Source organism: Zwartia lucis, assembly GCF_965234455.1.
Lineage (GTDB): Bacteria > Pseudomonadota > Gammaproteobacteria > Burkholderiales > Burkholderiaceae_B > Zwartia > Zwartia lucis.
Genome location: NZ_OZ248475.1, coordinates 13,619 through 33,780 on the forward strand (window position 1 = coordinate 13,619; position 20,162 = coordinate 33,780).

The 20,162-nt window shown below is 50.4% G+C and carries 17 protein-coding genes and 1 pseudogene; 11 read left to right on the top strand and 7 right to left on the bottom strand.

Features of this window, described 5'->3' with window-relative positions; genetic code table 11:
• Positions 1-11 precede the first annotated feature (11 nt).
• Genes nrdD through AC8GE9_RS14345 form a run of 3 tightly spaced genes read left to right on the top strand, consistent with a single transcriptional unit; the run spans position 12 to position 1,590 of the window.
• Positions 12-197, top strand: coding sequence for an anaerobic ribonucleoside-triphosphate reductase (gene nrdD / locus AC8GE9_RS14335; protein ID WP_506677840.1), 186 nt, complete (start codon positions 12-14; stop codon positions 195-197).
• Positions 160-861, top strand: a complete 702-nt coding sequence (locus AC8GE9_RS14340) for an anaerobic ribonucleoside-triphosphate reductase activating protein (RefSeq protein ID WP_506677841.1) — start codon at positions 160-162, stop codon at positions 859-861. The genes nrdD and AC8GE9_RS14340 overlap by 38 nt, the downstream gene beginning before the upstream one ends.
• 6 nt (positions 862-867) lie before the next feature.
• A complete protein-coding gene (locus tag AC8GE9_RS14345; protein ID WP_506677842.1) occupies positions 868-1,590 on the top strand; it encodes a Crp/Fnr family transcriptional regulator in 723 nt (240 codons plus the stop codon).
• Here the strand turns inward: AC8GE9_RS14345 and AC8GE9_RS14350 are convergent.
• Positions 1,545-2,210 carry a response regulator gene (locus AC8GE9_RS14350; RefSeq protein WP_506677843.1) on the bottom strand — a complete coding sequence of 222 codons (666 nt, stop codon included), beginning with the start codon at positions 2,208-2,210 and terminating at the stop codon, positions 1,545-1,547. The genes AC8GE9_RS14345 and AC8GE9_RS14350 overlap by 46 nt on opposite strands.
• Entirely contained in the window at positions 2,210-4,147 is a 1,938-nt protein-coding gene (locus AC8GE9_RS14355) for a type IV pili methyl-accepting chemotaxis transducer N-terminal domain-containing protein (protein ID WP_506677844.1), read from the bottom strand. Before AC8GE9_RS14355 ends, AC8GE9_RS14350 begins: the two co-directional genes overlap by 1 nt.
• A gap of 228 nt (positions 4,148-4,375) precedes the next feature.
• Between AC8GE9_RS14355 and AC8GE9_RS14360 the strand changes: the two genes are divergently transcribed.
• From AC8GE9_RS14360 to narI, 6 genes are all read left to right on the top strand, one after another.
• On the top strand, positions 4,376-5,662 hold the full coding sequence (locus AC8GE9_RS14360) for an MFS transporter (protein WP_506677845.1): 1,287 nt from the start codon (positions 4,376-4,378) through the stop codon (positions 5,660-5,662).
• Between the two features lie 26 nt (positions 5,663-5,688).
• Positions 5,689-7,074: a NarK family nitrate/nitrite MFS transporter gene (locus tag AC8GE9_RS14365; protein WP_506677846.1), complete on the top strand. Its 1,386-nt coding sequence runs from the start codon at positions 5,689-5,691 to the stop codon at positions 7,072-7,074.
• A gap of 75 nt (positions 7,075-7,149) precedes the next feature.
• Complete coding sequence (locus AC8GE9_RS14370; protein ID WP_506677847.1) at positions 7,150-10,881, top strand: nitrate reductase subunit alpha; 3,732 nt, start codon at positions 7,150-7,152, stop codon at positions 10,879-10,881.
• Entirely contained in the window at positions 10,878-12,431 is a 1,554-nt protein-coding gene (gene narH, locus AC8GE9_RS14375) for a nitrate reductase subunit beta (RefSeq protein WP_506677848.1), read from the top strand. Before AC8GE9_RS14370 ends, narH begins: the two co-directional genes overlap by 4 nt.
• A 43-nt stretch (positions 12,432-12,474) precedes the next feature.
• Positions 12,475-13,149 carry a nitrate reductase molybdenum cofactor assembly chaperone gene (narJ, locus tag AC8GE9_RS14380; RefSeq protein WP_506677849.1) on the top strand — a complete coding sequence of 225 codons (675 nt, stop codon included), beginning with the start codon at positions 12,475-12,477 and terminating at the stop codon, positions 13,147-13,149.
• 10 nt (positions 13,150-13,159) lie between these two features.
• Entirely contained in the window at positions 13,160-13,843 is a 684-nt protein-coding gene (narI, locus tag AC8GE9_RS14385; protein ID WP_506677850.1) for a respiratory nitrate reductase subunit gamma, read from the top strand.
• 43 nt (positions 13,844-13,886) lie between these two features.
• Here narI and hemN read toward each other — a convergent pair whose 3' ends face one another.
• Both hemN and AC8GE9_RS14395 read right to left on the bottom strand, forming a co-directional pair.
• On the bottom strand, positions 13,887-15,284 hold the full coding sequence (hemN, locus tag AC8GE9_RS14390; protein WP_506677851.1) for an oxygen-independent coproporphyrinogen III oxidase: 1,398 nt from the start codon (positions 15,282-15,284) through the stop codon (positions 13,887-13,889).
• Positions 15,266-16,483: an NAD(P)H-dependent flavin oxidoreductase gene (locus AC8GE9_RS14395; RefSeq protein WP_506677852.1), complete on the bottom strand. Its 1,218-nt coding sequence runs from the start codon at positions 16,481-16,483 to the stop codon at positions 15,266-15,268. The genes hemN and AC8GE9_RS14395 overlap by 19 nt, the downstream gene beginning before the upstream one ends.
• Before the next feature lie 204 nt (positions 16,484-16,687).
• Between AC8GE9_RS14395 and AC8GE9_RS14400 the strand changes: the two are divergent.
• Positions 16,688-16,975 (top strand): annotated as a pseudogene (locus tag AC8GE9_RS14400) (DUF4143 domain-containing protein); the annotation flags it as partial.
• On the top strand, positions 16,950-17,264 hold the full coding sequence (locus AC8GE9_RS14405; RefSeq protein ID WP_506677853.1) for a DUF4143 domain-containing protein: 315 nt from the start codon (positions 16,950-16,952) through the stop codon (positions 17,262-17,264). The pseudogene AC8GE9_RS14400 and the gene AC8GE9_RS14405, both read left to right, overlap by 26 nt.
• Here AC8GE9_RS14405 and AC8GE9_RS14410 read toward each other — a convergent pair.
• The 3 genes from AC8GE9_RS14410 to AC8GE9_RS14420 all read right to left on the bottom strand — a co-directional run bounded on the left by AC8GE9_RS14410 (position 17,257) and on the right by AC8GE9_RS14420 (position 20,076).
• Positions 17,257-17,562 (bottom strand): hypothetical protein, encoded by a 306-nt coding sequence (locus AC8GE9_RS14410; RefSeq protein WP_506677854.1) that lies wholly within the window; start codon positions 17,560-17,562, stop codon positions 17,257-17,259. The genes AC8GE9_RS14405 and AC8GE9_RS14410 overlap by 8 nt on opposite strands.
• A 165-nt stretch (positions 17,563-17,727) precedes the next feature.
• Entirely contained in the window at positions 17,728-19,068 is a 1,341-nt protein-coding gene (locus AC8GE9_RS14415) for an arylsulfatase (protein ID WP_506678086.1), read from the bottom strand.
• Between the two features lie 30 nt (positions 19,069-19,098).
• On the bottom strand, positions 19,099-20,076 hold the full coding sequence (locus AC8GE9_RS14420) for a Bug family tripartite tricarboxylate transporter substrate binding protein (RefSeq protein ID WP_506677855.1): 978 nt from the start codon (positions 20,074-20,076) through the stop codon (positions 19,099-19,101).
• Positions 20,077-20,162: the final 86 nt, after the last annotated feature.

Consider the following 20,162-nt stretch of genomic DNA (forward strand, 5'->3'; position numbering starts at 1 on the left):
GAGTTATCACCATGACCAATCTTGCTGAAGTTCTGCATTTTCAACAACCTGTTATTGCGCTAGATCAAGCCCGCCGTACTCGATGCGAAGTCTGGACCCGCGTGATGGGCTATCACCGTCCCGTGACATCCTTTAACACCGGCAAGCAGGGAGAATTTAATGAGCGACTGTTTTTTAACGAACCTCAATCACGGTAAGCGTACGCCCAGTATCGGAGGCTTCGTCCCCTTTTCAACGGTTGACTGGCCCGGTGAGCTTGCTGCTGTAGTTTTTATCGCAGGTTGCCCATGGGCTTGTCATTACTGCCATAACCCGCACCTTCAACAACGAGGCGGAGCCCTATCATGGAAAAACATCCTGCTGACACTTCAAAAGCGCGTAGGTCTCTTAGACGGCGTGGTGTTTTCAGGGGGAGAGCCCTTTAGTGACCCACTTTGTACGCAATTGATTCGTCAAGTTAAAGTGCTGGGTTTTAAGGTGGCTGTTCACACGGCAGGCATCTACCCACTGCGCCTGCGCGAGGCGCTCCCCAGCTTGGATTGGGTTGGCCTAGACATTAAGACGACGCCAGGGGGCTATCCTGGCTTAACTGGACGCCAGCAAAGCGCAGAGCCGGTGCAGCAGTGCCTTGAGACGTTAATAGCATGGGGCGGGCCCTTTGAATGCCGTACCACTTGGCATCCCGACTGGCTCACAGAAAAAGCTTTACTTGATTTGGCACAAAGCCTCTCGGCTCAAGGCGTGCGGAAATATGCTGTTCAGCGCTCTCGTAGCACAACCCGTTCTTTGCCCGTCGCTGAAGTAAGCCGCATAGGACGCACCACGCTACAAGGTCTGTTTCAAACATTTTCTTATAGGTGAGTCTTCATGGCCAAACCACTTGATGTCTGCGAACTATTGGCGCACGCGCCACTTTTCTCCTCGCTTAATCGCAAATCGTGCGAAATTTTGGCGAACTCTGCTCAGGTCCATCGTCTTCTTAAGAATAAATTTCTATATCGACGCGGCGAAGCTGCTTCCGGCGTCTATCTCGTTGCAGTGGGTTGGATCAAGGCCTCGATCCCCGTTGTGAGGAGCCGTCACGGCAAGGTCATTGAGATGTTTGGCCCAGGTGATTCATTTGGCCAAACACTGATGTTGTTAAACCATCCGCATATCGTTGACGCACAGGCGCTCGATGACAGCGTCGTCGTCTGTCTCGATAAGCGAGACATCGAAAAAATTCTTTCGCTTGAAGCCGAGTTTGCACTCAAGATGCTGAAAAATCTCTCGCTTCGCTTTGAAACTCTTTTGCACGATATTGAGACAGTTAGCACCCATAGCGCCAGCGAACGTGTTGCCGACTATTTATTGAAGCAACCTAGGCAAGGCACTCAAACACAACTCAAATTCAGTAAATGCCTGATCGCCTCGCGCTTGGGCTTACAGGCCGAGAGTTTGTCGCGCGCATTACAGCGCTTAACACGCGCGCACCTCATTTCGGTTCAAGGCTCATATGTCGAGATTCTGAATGCACAGGGATTGTTGCAATTCAATCAAGCAAATCACTTAGGCGACCTGGGATCGGTCAAACCGTGTTCAACCGCGTAAATTGCTGCTTGCACTCGGTTATTTACACCAAGCTTTTTCAAGATACTTTGCAAATGAATTTTTACTGTGCTTTCGGCTACATCTAGTTTTCGGGCAATCTCTTTATTAGATAAGCCAAGTGCCAATTGAGCCAGCATTTCACCTTCGCGAGGCGTAAGTTTTTTGATCTCGCTTGCCACTGCCGGTTCAGATTTACGAAAACCTGCGACAAGCTTCGAAGTCATCTCGGGCGAAATCACCGCATCAGACTGCATCACCTTGCGCAAAGACTCAAGCAAGTAATCAGCATCGATATTTTTAAGTAAGTAGCCCGCAGCACCCTTTTTGAGTGCCAAGGTCAAATCTTCTGCATCCTCTGAAACAGTCAATAACACGACTTGGCAAGCGGGACTTTCTTGCAAAATCAACCCAAGAGCGTCTAATCCAGACAGTCCAGGCATATGCAAATCTAGTAAGACAATATCAGGCTTGAGCTCTTTAGCGCGCTTGACCCCCTCGAGCCCGTCCACAGCTTCACCGATGACCTCGAAATCTCGATTACGCTGCAATAGCAAACGAATGCCGCTACGAAACAGCGTGTGGTCATCCACAAGCAAAATACGAATAGGTGTGTTCGTCATCAAGCCGCCACGCGCTCGTGATGCGCAAGATGCAACATCACACGCGTGCCCGTCATATCGCTTGCAACAGCTAATTCTGCGCCTAGTCGGGCAGCACGTTCTTTCATAATGATTAAGCCGACATGCTGCTCCGGCTCAAAACTTGGGGCAATCATGTCGAAACCACAGCCATCGTCCTGCACACTCAAGTCAAAATCTTGCGCATTAGTCAGAACAATTTTTACGGTTTTTGCCTTTGCATGCTTTCGGATATTGGACAGTGCTTCTTGGACGATAAAGAGCAACTGCAGTTGGTGCTCAGGCGGCAAGGGTGCGCCCTGCCCCACCGCTTGAATTGAAACTGGAACCATCGTCTGACGCGTAAAGCGCTCGGCTGCGTGACGCAAGGCCTGATTCAAATCCCCCTCCTCGAGTTTGATTCTGAAATTGAGCAATAGCTCACGTACGTCATCGTAGCTTTCGCGCAATCCCGTTTTAATCATCTGGATACTTTCAGTCACTTCAGTATCGTCTTTACGCTTCAGTGAGTCCTCGAGCATTTGAACCTGCAATTTCAGAAAGTTTAGCCCCTGTGCAATCGAATCATGCAAGCCCTGCGCCACCAAATTACGCTCTTGCGCCACCGCAAGCTCTCGGGTACGCGCCAGTAGCCGTTGGCTCTCGATTGCGGCACCAAGATGCTGACCGACCGAATCAAATAATCGTCTATCGTCGCCAGAGAACTCGCGTGGCTCAGAAAAATGTAAGGTGTAGCTACCTAAGGGTACTGCACCGTTTGTGATCTGCGCGATTGCAATTGAATTAAAGCCCTCTTCCCGACACAAATAGCGTTGCTCTACTGGCAATTGACGAAAATCATGTAGTTGAGTTTCGCCCAGTACAGCCGCTTCCCCGCACAAGCAGTCGCCTGCATGTACGCATTGCTCTTCTCGGACAAAGCTTGGCGAAAGCCCTTGGTGTACGGTCAAGTGCAGATTATTTTGTCGGGGGTCCAAAATGCGCACTGTGCCACCATCGGCACCAAAATACTCAACCAATTTTTTTAAAAAACCAGCGCAACGCTGCTCAAACTCGCCAGGCTGACTCAAATAAGAAGAGAAGTCATATAACGTGCTAAGCGCACGATTTTGTTGCGCAAGTTCTAACGTTTTTTGCGAGACCCGATCTTCAAGATCTGCATAAAGGGCTTTGAGTTGAGCGGCCATATCATTAAAGCCTGAGGCAAGTTCGCCAAATTCGTCGCGCCCCTCGACAGGCACTTGCACCGAGAAGTTTCTGGCCGTCATTTGTACGATACCCGCCTGCAATGCCTGCACCGGCCGAATCACCCAGCCATAGAGCAGATAAATAATCGCAACGCTACCCACCAGCATCAGAACGATCAGTGCGAGCTGAGAACCTCGCAAGTAGGTGGTCGTACGACTGTTTTCGCTTTCGATACGTGACACGAGCTGATCCGTTTGCTCGACAAACTTAGGTAATTCTCGCAGATAAACAGATAGGGCCTGTGGTTGAGTTGATGCGCCATCAATCACCGCCACCAAGGATGGTGACAACGTTGCGCTCCAGAGCGTCGTCACGCGAGCGAACTGCTCTTGTACAGCATGACTACTTGGCATACGTAGCGGACGCTGCGGATCACCCTCACGTAAGTTTGCAAGCGTCTGGTCAAGCGCTTGTTTTTGACGACGAACCAAATCAGTTTCTGGTGCGGCTTGATCACGTAACTGGCTCAGAGTCAGGCCTAGTCGTACCGACTGCACCCGCAAGCTACCAGTGTCATTGATTGCAGCGGCAGCGCCTTCCAACGCCCACGACAACCATAAGGTGCCCAACACCATCGCCAAACCAAACACTAGGCCGGCGAGCGAAACCGACACGAGGCGCACACCGAGTTTGTGATTTCGTCCGATAGAGGGAGACCAAGTCAATGCCAAACGTAGACCTCTGTAAAGACATTCGATGAAGCATGCACTGAAAGCACACCATTGACTCATTATCACCGATGACTGCTTGAACGGGGTATGAACAAGCCCTATCTAGTGCGAAAGAACTAGAACGCCCCTCACCGATGACTACTCTGGCCCCAACCAGAGGCGAATAGGCATCAGTCTCTTGAACTTTTAGTCTTAGGCTTATCGCCCACATAATATTTAAGCCAAACGATGCGCCTCCAAACTCGCACCTCCACGATGGTGCTTACCTCTAGTACGCTTGCCTTCACGATTTGCTTTGCTATTTGGATGATGTTTGCAGTCATAGGCATCCCAATCAAAAAGCAACTTGGGCTTAACGAGACTGAGTTTGGCTTGCTCGCTGCCATGCCCGTTCTGACAGGATCGTTGATACGCGTTCCGCTAGGGATTTGGACCGATCGTTTCGGCGGACGAATTGTATTTTTTCTACTGATGTTAAGTACTGTTGCACCGATCTGGCTGATGTCCTATGCCACCAAGTACTGGCATTTCTTGGCGATTGGTTGCTTTGTCGGTCTGGCGGGCGGCTCGTTTTCTGTCGGCACTCCTTATGTGGCTCGCTGGTTTCCTAAAAACCGTCAAGGTCTAGCAATGGGAATTTTTGGTGCAGGCAACTCGGGTTCTGCACTGACTAAATTTGTAGCCCCTGCTCTGATTGCCTCCGCAGCCGGTTCTTGGACGATTGTCCCACAAGTGTACTCGGTCGCAATGCTGATCACAGCCGTTCTGTTCTGGATCTTTTCCAGCACCAATCCCGCTCATCACATCACTGCTGGCACGACATTTTCACAACAACTCGTGATGCTAAAAAACCCGAGAGTTTGGCGCTATTGCCAATACTACTCCGTCGTGTTTGGCGGCTATGTTGCGTTAGCGCTATGGATGACAAAGTATTACGTCGGTGAATATGGTTTCGATATGCAAAAAGCAGCACTACTCGCTGCGATCTTTTCATTGCCCGGTGGTGCACTACGCGCGGTCGGCGGTTGGGTGTCAGACCGCTATGGTGCTTATCACACCACGTGGTGGGTCATGTGGGTGTGCTGGGTCGCGTTCTTTTTACTAAGCTACCCACAAACCAATTTCACCGTCATGACCATTAACGGGCCGCGTGATTTCTTTATTGGCTTGACTCCCCCTCTGTTCACCACACTACTTTTTGTGGTCGGCATCGCCATGGCCATTGGCAAAGCATCTGTCTTTAAATTTATTTCAGATGAGTTTCCAGAAAATATCGGAGCGGTGTCTGGTGTGGTAGGTCTTGCAGGTGGGCTCGGCGGCTTCGTTCTGCCCATTATGTTTGGCGCCATGGTGGATCTCACGGGTGTGCGCTCGTCAAGTTTCATGTTGCTCTACGGGACCGTCTGCGTTTCTCTGGTCTGGATGCACTTCAGTTTTAGAAAAGACAGCGTGGGTCCTAGCGCCATCACATCAAACAAGATCCCCGCAACCGCTGAACTTTCCATTCACCCATAAGCCTACAGCCATCATCGGAGTTTTCCATGTCCTCACGCTATCTGCTTACCCGCTGGGAGCCCGAACAACAAGAGTTCTGGAAAACCGAAGGGCGCCGCATTGCTCAGCGCAACCTCTGGATCTCAATTCCTGCACTGATGCTTGCCTTCAGCGTCTGGATGCTGTGGTCGGTAGTAGTGGTGAATTTGAACAAAGCGGGTTTTCATTTCAGCAAAAATCAAATGTTTTGGTTGACAGCCTTGCCCGCTTTATCTGGAGCCACGTTACGTATTTTTTATTCTTTTTTAGTCCCAATCGTCGGAGGACGGCGCTGGACTGCTCTATCCACCGCCAGCCTGCTTCTGCCCGCGCTCGGTATGGGGTTTGCACTACGCGACACCAGTACGAGCTACCCCACTCTTCTAGTGCTGGCTTTGCTTTGTGGATTAGGCGGTGGCAACTTCAGTTCCTCAATGGCAAACATTAGCTTCTTTTTTCCGAAGGCACAAAAAGGTCTGGCCACAGGATTGAATGCAGGCATTGGCAACTTAGGCGTCTCTGTCGTGCAATTCGTGACGCCCTTAGTCATTGCGATCGGAGCCTTCGGTGTCTTTGGTGGCGCAGGCCACGACTACACCACCAACGAAGCGACACACACACTTTGGTTGCAAAACGCTGGTTTTATCTGGGTACCGTTTATTGCACTTTCTTCAGTCGCCGCTTGGTTTGGTATGAACGACATCGCAGACGCCAAAGCCTCCTTTGTTGATCAGGCCGTGATCTTCAAGCGCAAACATAATTGGTTGATGTGCTGGTTGTATCTTGGCACGTTTGGCTCCTTCATCGGGTTTTCAGCAGGCCTAGCGTTACTGACGCAGTCCCAGTTCCCCAATGTCAACCCGACTAAATATGCATTTCTCGGACCGCTGGTTGGCGCAATGGTGCGGCCGGCAGGCGGCTGGGTGTCTGACAAAATCGGCGGCGCCCGCGTCACCCTCTGGACTTTCATTGGGATGATGCTCGCGGTGCTTGGCGTTATGTATTTTTTACCTAGTCAGGGCAACACCGGAAATTTCACTGGCTTTCTGACTCTGTTCATTATTTTGTTTGCCCTCACTGGGATAGGTAACGGGTCGACGTTTCGAATGATTCCTGTCATTTTTCTGAACGATCGACAGGGATGCGCAAAGCCTGATTCTGTTTCACAAAAGCAAGCATTGATTGATGGCAGCAAAGAGGCTGCAGCCGTCTTGGGATTTTCAGGCGCAATTGGTGCGTATGGTGGGTTCTTTATTCCAAAGAGCTTTGGCACCTCAATCGACCTTACAGGTACACCCCACGCCGCTTTATTTTGCTTTGTGTTGTTTTATTTTAGCTGCGTCGCGGTCACGTGGATTTGGTATGCGCGCGCCAAAGCACCGATGCCCTGCTAGCAACCAGACTCAACATCGATACCCACTAATCCTGTATTTAGCAGATGTCATTCGTAAAATTATTGGAGTGCAGTCATGAGTCATTTTTTAGATCGCTTAAATTTTCTTTCACGCACCACCGAGACGTTTTCCAATGGCCATGGCGCAGTCGTAAGCGAAGACCGCAAATGGGAAAACGCCTACAGGCAGCGTTGGCAGCACGACAAAATAGTCCGTTCAACACATGGGGTGAATTGCACGGGCTCTTGTTCGTGGAAGGTCTACGTCAAAAGCGGTTTAATTACCTGGGAAACTCAACAGACTGACTACCCACGCACTCGCCCAGATCTTCCAAACCACGAACCGCGTGGTTGTCCCCGTGGAGCCTCTTATAGTTGGTATGTATATTCAGCGCAGCGCGTCAAACACCCCATGATGCGTGGCCGCCTCATGGAGATGTGGCGCGAAGCGCGCCTCACCATGGATCCAATCCCAGCCTGGGCACACATTAGCCAACACCCCGAGCGGGCGAAGCACTACAAGAGCGTGCGAGGCTTAGGGGGCTTTGTGCGCGCAGACTGGGAGACAGTCACCGAAATGATCGCAGCGGCCAATGCCTTTACTATTAAAGAATTCGGTCCGGATCGCGTGATCGGCTTTTCGCCCATCCCAGCGATGTCGATGGTGTCGTACGCTGCGGGTTCGCGTTACCTCAGCCTAATCGGCGGAGTATGCCTAAGCTTTTACGATTGGTACTGCGACCTTCCGCCTGCAAGCCCTCAAGTATGGGGCGAACAAACCGACGTACCCGAATCAGCCGATTGGTATAACTCAACCTATCTAATGGTATGGGGCTCAAACGTACCGCAAACTCGAACACCTGATGCACACTTTTATACCGAGGTACGTTACAAGGGCACCAAAACCGTAGCCATTTCAAGCGACTATGGGGAGATGGTCAAGTTTGGCGACATCTGGCTAGCACCTAAACAAGGCACTGATGCTGCCTTGGCCATGGCCATGGGGCATGTCGTTCTAAAAGAGTTTCACCTAAGCGGCAAGTCTCCATACTTTAGCGACTATGCCAAGCAATACACCGACATGCCAATGCTGGTTTTATTAAAAGAGCACGATGGTCAGTGGGCGCCCGACCATTTTTTGCGCGCATCACATTTAACGCAAAATCATGGCGAGGCCAATAATCCTGATTGGAAAACACTGCTGCTTGACGCCCTCAGTGGCGAACTAGTCGTGCCGAACGGCGCGATAGGCTTGCGCTGGGGCGAAGGCAAGGTCAACGACGGGGCCCAAGTTGGACGCTGGAATCTAGAGAAAAAAGATGCGGCATCGGGTCGTGCTATTGATCCAACGCTAACGCTTCTTGAAAATCACGACGAAATCGTTGGCGTAGCATTTCCATACTTTGGGGGTGAACATGACGAATTGCTAGTGCGTCACGTACCCGTCAAAACGCTTACTCTGTCTGATGGCACGTCCGCGCGCGTTGCCACGGTCTACGACTTACAAATGGCAAACTACGGCATTGATCGAGGTTTAGGCGGTGCAAATGTTGCCTCAAGCTACGATGACGATATCCCCTACACACCTGCCTGGCAAGAAAAACATACGACTGTTAAGCCAGAACTAGTGATTCAGGTCGCGCGCGAGTTTGCACAAAATGCCCACGACACCGAGGGCAAGTCGATGATTATCGTTGGCGCAGCACTCAACCACTGGTACCACATGGATATGACCTATCGCGGCATCATCAACTTGTTGATGATGTGCGGTTGCGTTGGAAAGAGTGGCGGAGGTTGGGCGCATTATGTCGGACAAGAAAAATTACGGCCTCAGTTCGGTTGGGCACCGCTCGCGTTCGCACTAGACTGGTCACGACCGCCGCGTCAAATGAATGGCACGAGCTTCTTTTATGCACACACCAATCAATGGCGCCACGAGAAACTCCATCTCGATGAGATTTTGTCACCTACCGCTGAGGCAAACAAATACAAACAGCTCAGTATCCTAGATCTAAATGCAAAGTCTGAACGCATGGGTTGGTTACCTTCAGCTCCTCAGTTAAAAACTAATCCGCTTGAGGTGGTCGCGGCTGCTGAAGCAGCAGGAAAAGACCCGGTGGCTTTTGCTACGGAACAATTAAAAAACGGCTTACTCAACATGAGTTGCGACGAGCCCGATGCACCAGAGAACTTTCCGCGCAACATGTTTGTGTGGCGTTCAAATATTCTTGGCTCTAGCGGTAAAGGCCACGAGTACTTCTTAAAGTATTTGCTAGGCACGCAAAACGCCTTGTTTGCAGACGAAGTCGATGCCATCAAACCCAGCGAAGTGAAAGCGCACGCAGAGGCGACCGAAGGCAAACTCGATTTGCTGGTCGTGCTTGACTTCCGAATGAGCACGACCTGTCTGTACGGCGATATCGTTTTGCCAACAGCAACCTGGTATGAGAAAGATGACCTGAACACCTCAGACATGCACCCCTTCATTCATCCACTCAGCGAGGCCGTGCAACCCTTATGGGAAAGCAAAACCGATTGGGAAATTTATAAGCTATTAGCTAAAAAGTTTAGTGAAATTGGCGGGCCATATCTGGGCACACGCAAAGATTTGGTGCTGACACCTCTGATGCACGACACGCCTGGCGAGCTCGGTCAACCCTTTGAACCTAAAGACTGGAAACACGGCGAATGTGACTTGATTCCCGGCAAAACCGCGCCCAACATGACGGTCGTTGAACGAGACTATAACCAGATCTATACCAAGTTTACGTCTGTTGGCCCGATGCTTGAAAAGCTCGGCAATGGCGGCAAAGGCATTAGCTGGAATACTGAGCACGAAGTCCACGAACTAAAAGGCATCAACAAGACCGTGACGAAAGAAGGCATCAGCAAAGGGCGGCCACGCTTAGAGACCGCCATTGACGCCGCCGAAATGATTTTGACCTTTGCGCCAGAGACTAATGGCCATGTGTCAGTCAAGGCTTGGGAATCCTTGTCAAAGATCACTGGGCGCGATCATAGTCATATGGCCCAAGGTCGTGAGCATGACAAGATTCGATTTCGTGATGTGCAGGCTCAGCCACGTAAGATTATTTCAGCACCTACCTGGTCTGGAATCGAAAGCGAAGAAGTCAGCTACAACGCCGGGTATACCAATGTGCACGAGTTGATACCTTGGCGCACGCTCACTGGCCGCCAGCAGTTCTATCAGGATCATCGCTGGATGCTGGATTTTGGCGAAGGTTCATGTGTGTATAAGCCTGCAATCGACACGAAGACCATCAAGCCGGTTCTAGGATTCAAGCCCAATGGCGAAACCGAGCTGGTGCTGAACTGGCTCACACCCCATCAAAAATGGGGTATTCATTCAACCTATTCAGACAACCTGCGCATGCTGACACTCAGTCGCGGTGGCCCACATGTCTGGATCTCTGAAAAAGAAGCCCGTAAGGCAGGTATCGTTGACAACGATTGGGTTGAAGTCTTTAACGTCAATGGTACCTTGACTGCGCGGGTGGTGGTCAGTCAACGCATACCAGATGGGACGTGCTTGATGTATCACGCTCAAGAAAAAAATATCAATACGCCCGGCGCGCAAACCAGTGGTATGCGAGGTGGTATTCATAACTCTGTCACACGCACTGTGCTCAAGCCCACGCACATGATCGGTGGCTATGCCCAACAAGCATGGGGCTTTAACTACTACGGCACGGTGGGCAGTAATCGCGATGAGTTCGTTGTACTTCGCAAAATGAACAAAATTGAGTGGCTAGAAGGCCCGCTCGTCGAGGTGGGAGATTCATTATGAAAATTCGCGCACAAATCGGTATGGTGTTAAATCTGGACAAGTGTATCGGCTGTCACACGTGCTCCGTCACTTGCAAAAACGTTTGGACCAGCCGGGATGGGGTTGAGTACGCTTGGTTCAATAACGTTGAAACCAAGCCCGGCATTGGCTATCCCAAAGAATGGGAGAACCAAGAAAAATGGCAGGGTGGCTGGATACGCAACAAAGCCGGTAAGCTGGAGCCTCGCCAAGGTGGACGCCTGAAGATTTTGACAAATATGCTGGCTAATCCAAACTTGCCAGCGATTGACGACTACTACGAGCCTTTTACGTTTGATTACGAGCATTTACAAAATGCCCCGTTGAGCGAAACACCACCCACCGCGCGTCCCATCTCTGTTCTGACGGGAAAAAAGATGGAAAAGATCGAGTGGGGGCCAAACTGGGAAGACGATCTAGGGGGTGAGTTTTCCTCACGCAGTCGGGACGCCTTATTCGAAGGCGTTCAAAAAGAAATGTATTCGACGTTTGAAAATACTTTCATGATGTATCTGCCCCGACTGTGTGAACACTGCCTCAACCCGACTTGCGTGGCAAGCTGCCCATCAGGGTCAATCTACAAGCGCGAAGAAGATGGCATCGTGTTGGTCGATCAGGATAAGTGTCGCGGCTGGCGGATGTGCATCTCGGGCTGCCCTTACAAAAAGATTTATTACAACTGGCAAAGCAGCAAAGCCGAGAAGTGTACCTTTTGCTATCCACGTATCGAAGCGGGACAACCAACTGTGTGCTCTGAAACGTGTGTTGGACGTATTCGCTATCTGGGTGTCTTACTGTATGACGCGGATAAAATCGGAGCGGCTGCCGCCACACCCAACGAACAAGATCTGTATCAAAGTCAGCTCGATGTCTTTCTTGATCCGCACGATCCGCACGTGATCACCGAAGCCCTCAAGCAAGGCATCCCAGAGGCGTGGGTAGATGCCGCTGCGGCCTCGCCGGTCTACAAGATGGCGGTCCAGTGGAAGGTTGCGTTCCCGCTACATCCCGAGTATCGCACTCTCCCGATGGTCTGGTACGTACCCCCTTTGTCGCCTATACAAGCCGCAGCGCAGGCTGGGCACATGGGTATGAACGGCATAATCCCTGATGTCAAAAGTCTGCGCATTCCTATACGTTATCTAGCAAATCTTTTAACTGCAGGCAAAGAAGAGCCTATCTTACTCGCGCTTGAAAGACTGTTAGCGATGCGCGCATTTAAGCGTGCACAGACCGTGCATCAACACGTTGATACGGCAGTACTCGAACAAGTTGGTTTGGATGCCGAAACAGTCGAAGACATGTATCAGATTATGGCAATTGCTAATTATGAAGATCGCTTTGTCGTGCCCTCAAACCACAAAGAAATGGCTGAAGACAGTTTTAACGAAAAGGGAAGCTGCGGGTTTAGCTTTGGCAATGGCTGCTCAGACGGTGTTTCTGAGCCCTCTCTTTTTGGCAAAAAGAAGCAAGGTAGCGATATTTTTATCGAGATGCCAAAGTCGCGCAAAGCACGTACCGAAACTCTTTAACGCTTAAATCTTGCGTGCGCTGCACGCAAGATGGAGATAGCTCATGCAAAGTTTTAAATTATTATCTGCCCTGCTGTGTTACCCCGAACCAGAACTACTCGCAGCGCTACCAGAACTTCGCGACCTACTTGAACAAGAGGAAACTCGACAAACACTAGCGCCACTGCTTGACTATCTAGGTAGTACCTCGCTCATACACCTACAAGAGAACTACGTTGCCACCTTTGACCGTAGCACCTCACACAGTCTGCATTTGTTTGAACACATTCACGGTGAAAGTCGTGATCGCGGTCAAGCGATGGTCGATTTGCTTGAAGAATATCGCAAGCACGGGTTCGATCTATCCACCACAGAGCTACCCGACTATGTTCCGCTGTTTTTAGAGTTCATCGCCCAACTGCCAGAAAACAAAATACAAGCGTTGTTAGGCGATGCGATTCATGTGTTGGCAATGATTGGCAATAAGTTAGATGTCGCTCAAAGTCCTTACGCTTGCGTCTTTATATTGCTTCGCAACCACTGCACGACTGCACCACAAGCGTTCACTGAACCACCTGTTCGCGACATGGATGAGGCGCTTGAAATCTTTGGTGCAGGCGTCGATGGGGTCGAACCTCTTTTGCGCCCTACCATGACACACACGATGCGGTTCCAATCAAAGCCAGCACCCGACTCAGTACCAAGTCGTCAGTCCACTCAATCTTGCTCTGGAACTTAAGAGGCCCAACATGACATACTTTAATCAACTGGTCTTTGGCATATATCCATATATTGCATTGACCATTTTTTTACTTGGTAGCCTGATTCGTTTTGAGCGCGAACAGTACACTTGGAAAAGCGAGTCGTCTCAGCTATTGCATCGCGGCCAGTTACGCGTGGGGAATATTCTTTTTCACGTAGGCATACTAGGTTTGTTTTTTGGTCACTTATTTGGCCTACTCACACCCCTTTGGATTTGGGACAGCTTAGGCGTCACACACAGCCTTAAACAGCTGGTGGCACTGATCGCTGGTGGCACGATGGGCACAATCTGCCTAGCGGGACTTTCCATTTTGCTTTACCGACGCCTAACCAATGCCCGCATCTGCGCCACTACACGCAGACGAGATTGGCTATTGCTTGGTTGGATTTTGGGTGCCCTGCTATTAGGGTTACTCACCATTACCGAATCCGCACAACACAGTGACGGTGAGTTGATGGTGCGTTTAATGATGTGGGCACAACATCTACTTACCTTTCAGGGGGATGCGGCAAGCTTTATGCTGGATGCACCCTGGTTGTTTAAACTGCATATGATGATGGGGATGACACTGTTCGTGATTTTTCCATTTACACGGCTTGTACACGTCTGGAGCGGCTTTGCCTCTGTCACCTACTTACTACGGCCTTGGCAACTAGTGCGCAAGCGCTAAGCCAAGCCAGTCTGGAGTCAGGCTCTTGGGTGACTAAATAGCCCTAAATGACCTTGGAGTAGCGCGCAGTCGTTTTAGCTTCGCGCAAATAACGATCAAAACTCATTGCGACAATACGCGCCAGAAAACGCCCTTTCGGAGTGATGGTGATACGTTGCGTGGTGAGCTCAACCAGGCCGTCCTGCACGAGCGAATGCAAGCGTTCAAGCTCAGGCGCAAAATAGCTTTCAAAATCAACAGACCATTGCGATTCAAACTTTGGGATCATGATTTCTGACTGACACAGCAGCTCATGAATAGCCGCGCATCGAATCAAATCATCTGTCGTCATGAGCAAGCCTTTCACCAATGGCAATGTTTGACGATCAAGTGCGGCGTAATACTCTTCCAACACGCGATGATTTTGGACATACACATTGCCAATTCGACTAATTGCAGAAACACCTAAGGCAATCAAATCGCAATCAGCCTGGGTCGCATAACCTTGGAAATTACGCTGCAAAGTTCCGGCTACCATTGCTATGGCGAGTTCATCTTCTGGCAGGGCAAAATGATCCATGCCGATATACACATAGCCGGCATCCAACAAACTCGTCACAGCGAGCTTGAGCATGGCGAGTTTTTGACTCGGCATCGGCAGATCGCCAGATTCAATCCTGCGTTGCGGCATAAAGCGTTCAGGCAAGTGGGCATAGCTGTAGAGCGCAATGCGATCTGGGCGCCACGTCAACACCGTGGCAAGCGTGGCACGCATCGTGTCAACAGACTGCTTGGGTAAGCCATAAATCAGGTCGATATTGATGGAGCGATAGCCTAGCGCTCGCCCCTGCGTCATCACCTCCTCAGTGATCCGAGCAGGCTGAATCCGGTTGACGGCCTTTTGTACGTCAGGATCAAGGTCCTGCACACCGATACTCATGCGGTTAAAGCCGTGTTGCGCCAAGAGCGCGAGCGTGCCTTCGTTCAAGCGCCGCGGATCAATTTCAACTGAGCATTCTGCATCCGATGTAAACGCGAAGAAAGCTTTTAATAACACCATTAAACGTTCGAGCTGTTCATTCGTCAGAAAAGTCGGTGTACCACCACCAAGATGTAACTGACTGACACGCGGAGTCTGTGCGAACAGCTTGCGCACCAGCCAAATTTCTCTCGCGAGATAGTCAAGATAGGTGTCTGCACGTGAACGATCTTTAGTCGCTATTTTGTTACAGGCGCAGTAATAGCAGACGGTATCGCAAAACGGCAGGTGTACATAGAGTGACAAGTCTTCGGCAGGCCGCTCGACTTGCCTGGACTTTATTGCTTCCAGATAGATCGAGGCGATATTGCCCTCTATGAAGCGATCCGCTGTGGGATAAGAGGTATAGCGCGGACCGCTGCAATCATGTTGAGCAATTAATTTTGAATCAAAATCCACGTTAGCTAAGCTGGTGTTTGACATGGATATCCGTGCAATAAATATTCAATTAGCTCTTTAACAGGACGAATCACCTCACCAAACGGCAGCCTCCCTGCCCCTCGAAAAAATAATCCTTTTTGCACATCACCTTTGAGTGCGGCCACAAGTTTCAAATCAATGCAAAACTGTCCTGCCTTGCTATTGCCATCGCGCAAGCCGCATTGGGTTAGACAGTCCAGGCGTTGGGAACATCGACGGGGATCTGCTTTCGCGCAAGCCTGCATCTTCGACTCATGTCGCCGATACTGACTCAGCCAATGCGTTGAAACCGCTCGCATCGGTAGACCGGCCACACTCATCAACTCCACCATGTCTGAAGGGCTTGCTTTCATCAGCACGCGTTTGAAATTAATGTGCGCATCGCCCTCTTCGCTCACAGCGAACGCCGTACCCAGCTGCACGGCATCAGCGCCAGCATTGAGCCAATAACGGACTTTTTCATGACTATCGATCCCGCCTGCCAAAATCAGCGGTGGCGTATCTTGCCCAAGTCCAAGTTCGGTAAAAATGGCGTGACACTCCGCAATCACACGCTCAAACTCAAAGCGCTCGGCATGAATGTCTTCGATTTTGACTGCGCCCAAGTGTCCACCGGCATGACCTGGATGCTCAATCACGATCGCATCAGGACAACGACCTTTTTTAAGCCATTTTTTCATCACGATCGACACGCCACGTGACTCGGAGAGGATCGGGATGAGTCCGACCTTGGGATAGTCCGCCACCATTTCCGGTAAATCTATCGGCAACCCAGCACCCATCACGATGGCATGCGCGCCACTTTCACAGGCCTGCCTGACCAATGCGGGATGGTCGCGCACGGCTTTCATGACGTTGACGGCGATGAGCCCCCTCCCCTGGGCGTGAAGCAATGCAGCCTGAATCTCCCGGTCCAAGGCGATCAGATTGACACGGTCAATCAAGTCCCGGTCACGTGATTTCTCAGTCTGTTCAAGCAAGTCGGGGTGATGATGACGCAAATCAATGCTGGCAATCGTTCCGATCGCGTTCTCTCGCGCAACGGCTCCCGCCAGTCGATGAGCGGAAACGCCCACACCCATACCGCCTTGAACGACAGGTGATAGAGCGCGACCAAGAATATCGAGGGTCTTAAACCACCTGTCCGTGGAGGGCAGCCAGTTTGAGAAAACGGATAAAGCTGAAGCTAATGTCGTTGTCATGAGGATCTTTCCTTGCATGACGACTACGTTAGCCTGACGAGGCGCTCGCAGGGGAGATGTCAGTGAGCAATGTTTGATCTAGGACAAAGCTTAGGGGGTTAATGGTTTTAACCCAACAATTTCTAGAGAAATTTTCCGTAATTCACGGTCTTAAATTCCGTAATTTACAGAAATAATTCCGAAACTTAGGCTAAAAGAAGGCAGGCTTGGGCAACGCAGTATTTAGAAGCCATCATCCAAAGGGACGTCCGTGACTTTGCTGGCATTAACAAGCTAGATGAGTTACCCCGATTTCTCAGAGCGTTAGCGCAGACCTCAGGTCAGATGTGCAACTACGCAAAGCTAGGTGAAGAAGTCGGGCTCGACGGCAAGACAGCAGCAAAGTACATCAACATCTTTGAGCAGATGTATCTACTGAAGCGGGTGAACGTTCGGGCATGTTCTAGAGACATTTGTTTTTGGAGAGTTGCTCAAACACACCGCAACTTCTGATGATCGCTACAGTTTGATGTATTACCGAGACACGGAAAAGGTTGAAGTAGATGTCGTCATAGAAAATGCGAAGGGACAGTTGGTTGGCGTAGAAGTCAAAGCTGCGGCAACAGTCAAAGCGAGTGACTTTAATGGGCTAAAAAACTCGCCGCCCTGGCTGGAAATCAATTCAAAATGGGTGTTCTACTTTATGACGGTCAAGAGACGTTACCTGTGGATGATGGCCTGTGGGCAGCACCCATTTCAACGCTCTGGGGCTAGTCATTCAAGCTTGGCGCAGTTCATTTAAAGTAGCTTTCAATAAAGTGCTTGCCTAAAAAACCTAATAACGCAAGCAAGGCACCGTAATGCGCAGTCATGAGCCAGAAAGTTTTCCGATCGATCTCTGAGCGTAACTCGGTCCGCACATCTGAGATGTCCTGACGCAGGGCGGCTTGTCCCTGGATCATGTCGACCCTCAGATCAGAAACTGCCTGACTGAGCTTGGCCATGCTGTGATCAAGACGCTCAATACTGCGGTCAAGCCGCTCAATCAACTTACCGTTTTGCTCAACAATTAATTCAAGTGTGTACACGCGTTTTTCCATCCAAAAATCATAGCTTTGAGTTTGAATGATTTCTATTCGGAATGGTACGAAAACGCTGAATAATTGATTAAAAATTGAAAGCAATTGCAACAATTCACTGACTGAACGAGCTGGTAGTGCCTCGAACCAGAAAGCGTTCGTGCAGTTGTCATGGTGCGACCACCATCAAGCTTTAGGTAAAAAATCATCCGGTGCGCCGGGCGGAATCGGTGGCGTATCTTTTAGGGTCGCCTGAAAAGCATTAATCATTTTTCGAATGGGTCCCCTCACCCAGCCCTGCGTCGAACTCACGTCTGTTTCTTCTTTTGGATCTTGAACGAGATTAAATAAATAAGGGGTCTCCAAATGGTTAGCGCCTTCATTCGGTTCTTTCTCCCAAACAAAGTGCATTTTCCAGTCTCGCCACTTTGCCGCACGCATTTCTTTCTTAATGAAATAAACAAATCCCTCGCGTGCTGACCTCGGTGTTTCACCCTTTAGGAATGACGCTTGATTGACACCATCGATGGGACGATCCTGGGGCACTTGTACCCCTGCAACCGCAGCCAAGGTTGAGTAAATATCCACAACATGAAAAATTTCGTTAGAGACGGCACCAGCAGGGATGTTGCCTGGCCAACGCGCAATAAACGGAACCCTTAAGGAGCCCTCCATCGAGGTGTGATAAGTCCCTGTCCACATTCCTGCGCTTCCTCGCCAAGGACGTCGATATTCAGGACCGTTATCACTCGCAAAAATAAACAAAGTATTGTCCTGCGTCCCTGTCGCATGAACGGCATCAATGATTTGACCCACTCGCGCATCTAACTCAATCATCGAATCCGCAAAATCGCCCATCTTCGTCTGACCTTCAAAGTCTCGATGCGGCAACGTTGGGAAATGCAATTGGGTGAGAGGAACATATAAAAAATAGGGCTCATCTGCAGCGACTTTTCTGCGGATGAAATCACAACTTTTTTCAGTCAGCACGCCATCAATACGTCGGCGCATTTCTAAATCGTATATTTCTTTCTTTTCAGCCGGACGTCCCTTGAACCCTTCCATCACATAAGGGACATCAACAACCTCAGGATCAAAGCCGACTTGCTCAGTGAACATACTTTCATTCGTTGTTCTTGGAATGCCATACCATTCGTCAAACCCTTTGTCCTTGGGGTATCGGCCTTCTTTGTCGCCTAGATGCCATTTTCCAAACATGCCTGTCGCATACCCGGCCTGGGACAACAGCTCCGCGATCGTGACTTCCCAGGGAATCAGTCCTTGTGGCAAGCCGGCAGGCACGGACTGCAAGGCGCCTGTGCGAATAGGATGGCGTCCCGTCATCAAGGCGGAGCGTGTCGGCACGCAGTCACTCTCAACGTTAAAGTTAAGCAACTGAATGCCTTGCTTCGCCAACGCGTCGATGCGAGGCGTGGGGGCCCCGCGTATCGCGCCCCCGCCATAGCAGCCAAGCTCCCCCCAGCCTAGATTATCTGCAAGGATTAAAACAATATTGGTTTTCTTCATCATGTGCCTGGTTTGCGAAACTGTTTGACGTTATTGAATTTGAATATTGAGTGTTGGTACGACCTGCTGCCAGGTGTCCACTGTTTTTTTCAAAAACGCATCAAACTGCTGGTAGCCTAATGGTTTGGGCGTAATACCTGCCGCGATCATCTTTTCACTGATGGATTTTTCTGCAAGCACTTTGAGCAAGGCATCCGAGAGTTTTTGAATGATCGGCTGTGGGGTCGCAGCCGGTGCCACTAAACCGGCCCATTGTGCAAGCGCGATTTGTGGATAACCTAGCTCAGTCAAGGTCGGCACGTCTGGAAGCGCCGTTGAGCGCTCCGGCGTTGTCACCGCCAGAATACGCACATTGCCAGCCTGTTGCTGCTTGAGCATTGGCGCAAGCCCCAAGACCGCCAAAGGGATCTGCCCGCTCACGACATCGTTCGCAGCTTGTCCGCCGCCTTTGTAGGGCACGTGCACAAGCTTGATACCTGCCAAGCTAGCCACCCACTCACCGACGATGTTTTGAGATGAGCCAATGCCTGATGAGCCGTAGCCCAGACTTCCAGGCTTTGCTTTTGCAGCATCAATCACTTGTTGAAAAGTGTTGAAGGAGGTCTTGGAGGATGTCGCAATACTGATTGGCTGCTCACCAATCATCACAACACCCTGTAAACCGCTTTTAAATTTCCAAGGTAGATTCGGACGTAGCACATCAATCAGCGCAGCTGAATCAGAAGCCAGAGCGATTGTGTAACCGTCAGGTGGTGCCTGCACCGTTGCCTGCATGCCAATCGCACCCGAGGCACCAGGTCGATTGTCAATCACGACAGTTTGTCCAAGGATTTTTGATAATTCAGCACCTACCATCCGGGCCAAGGTATCGTTTGTGCCGCCAGCGGCTTGCGGCACAATGATTTTGATCGGCTGGTCATTGGGCCAGGCTGCCTGAGCCGCAGGAGTCAGCAGTGCGAAAAAAGCGCTAATAAATACGCTCAAGGCGAATGGGGCTGTTTTGATCACGGAAATTCCTTATCACTGAATGGTGACTGAAGTATAGGAGCGACCGTAAGAACTAAATATTCAATTATTTATATCTCGTGATAACC

Coding starts and splice junctions, on each gene's coding strand:
- AC8GE9_RS14340 (WP_506677841.1), top strand. CDS start 160: ATGAGCGACTGTTTTTTAACGAACCTCAATCACGGTAAGCGTACGCCC.
- AC8GE9_RS14415 (WP_506678086.1), bottom strand. CDS start 19,068: ATGAAGAAAACCAATATTGTTTTAATCCTTGCAGATAATCTAGGCTGG.
- AC8GE9_RS14350 (WP_506677843.1), bottom strand. CDS start 2,210: ATGACGAACACACCTATTCGTATTTTGCTTGTGGATGACCACACGCTG.
- narH (WP_506677848.1), top strand. CDS start 10,878: ATGAAAATTCGCGCACAAATCGGTATGGTGTTAAATCTGGACAAGTGT.
- hemN (WP_506677851.1), bottom strand. CDS start 15,284: ATGTCAAACACCAGCTTAGCTAACGTGGATTTTGATTCAAAATTAATT.
- AC8GE9_RS14345 (WP_506677842.1), top strand. CDS start 868: ATGGCCAAACCACTTGATGTCTGCGAACTATTGGCGCACGCGCCACTT.
- AC8GE9_RS14365 (WP_506677846.1), top strand. CDS start 5,689: ATGTCCTCACGCTATCTGCTTACCCGCTGGGAGCCCGAACAACAAGAG.
- AC8GE9_RS14410 (WP_506677854.1), bottom strand. CDS start 17,562: ATGGAAAAACGCGTGTACACACTTGAATTAATTGTTGAGCAAAACGGT.
- narJ (WP_506677849.1), top strand. CDS start 12,475: ATGCAAAGTTTTAAATTATTATCTGCCCTGCTGTGTTACCCCGAACCA.
- AC8GE9_RS14360 (WP_506677845.1), top strand. CDS start 4,376: ATGCGCCTCCAAACTCGCACCTCCACGATGGTGCTTACCTCTAGTACG.
- AC8GE9_RS14370 (WP_506677847.1), top strand. CDS start 7,150: ATGAGTCATTTTTTAGATCGCTTAAATTTTCTTTCACGCACCACCGAG.
- narI (WP_506677850.1), top strand. CDS start 13,160: ATGACATACTTTAATCAACTGGTCTTTGGCATATATCCATATATTGCA.
- nrdD (WP_506677840.1), top strand. CDS start 12: ATGACCAATCTTGCTGAAGTTCTGCATTTTCAACAACCTGTTATTGCG.
- AC8GE9_RS14395 (WP_506677852.1), bottom strand. CDS start 16,483: ATGACAACGACATTAGCTTCAGCTTTATCCGTTTTCTCAAACTGGCTG.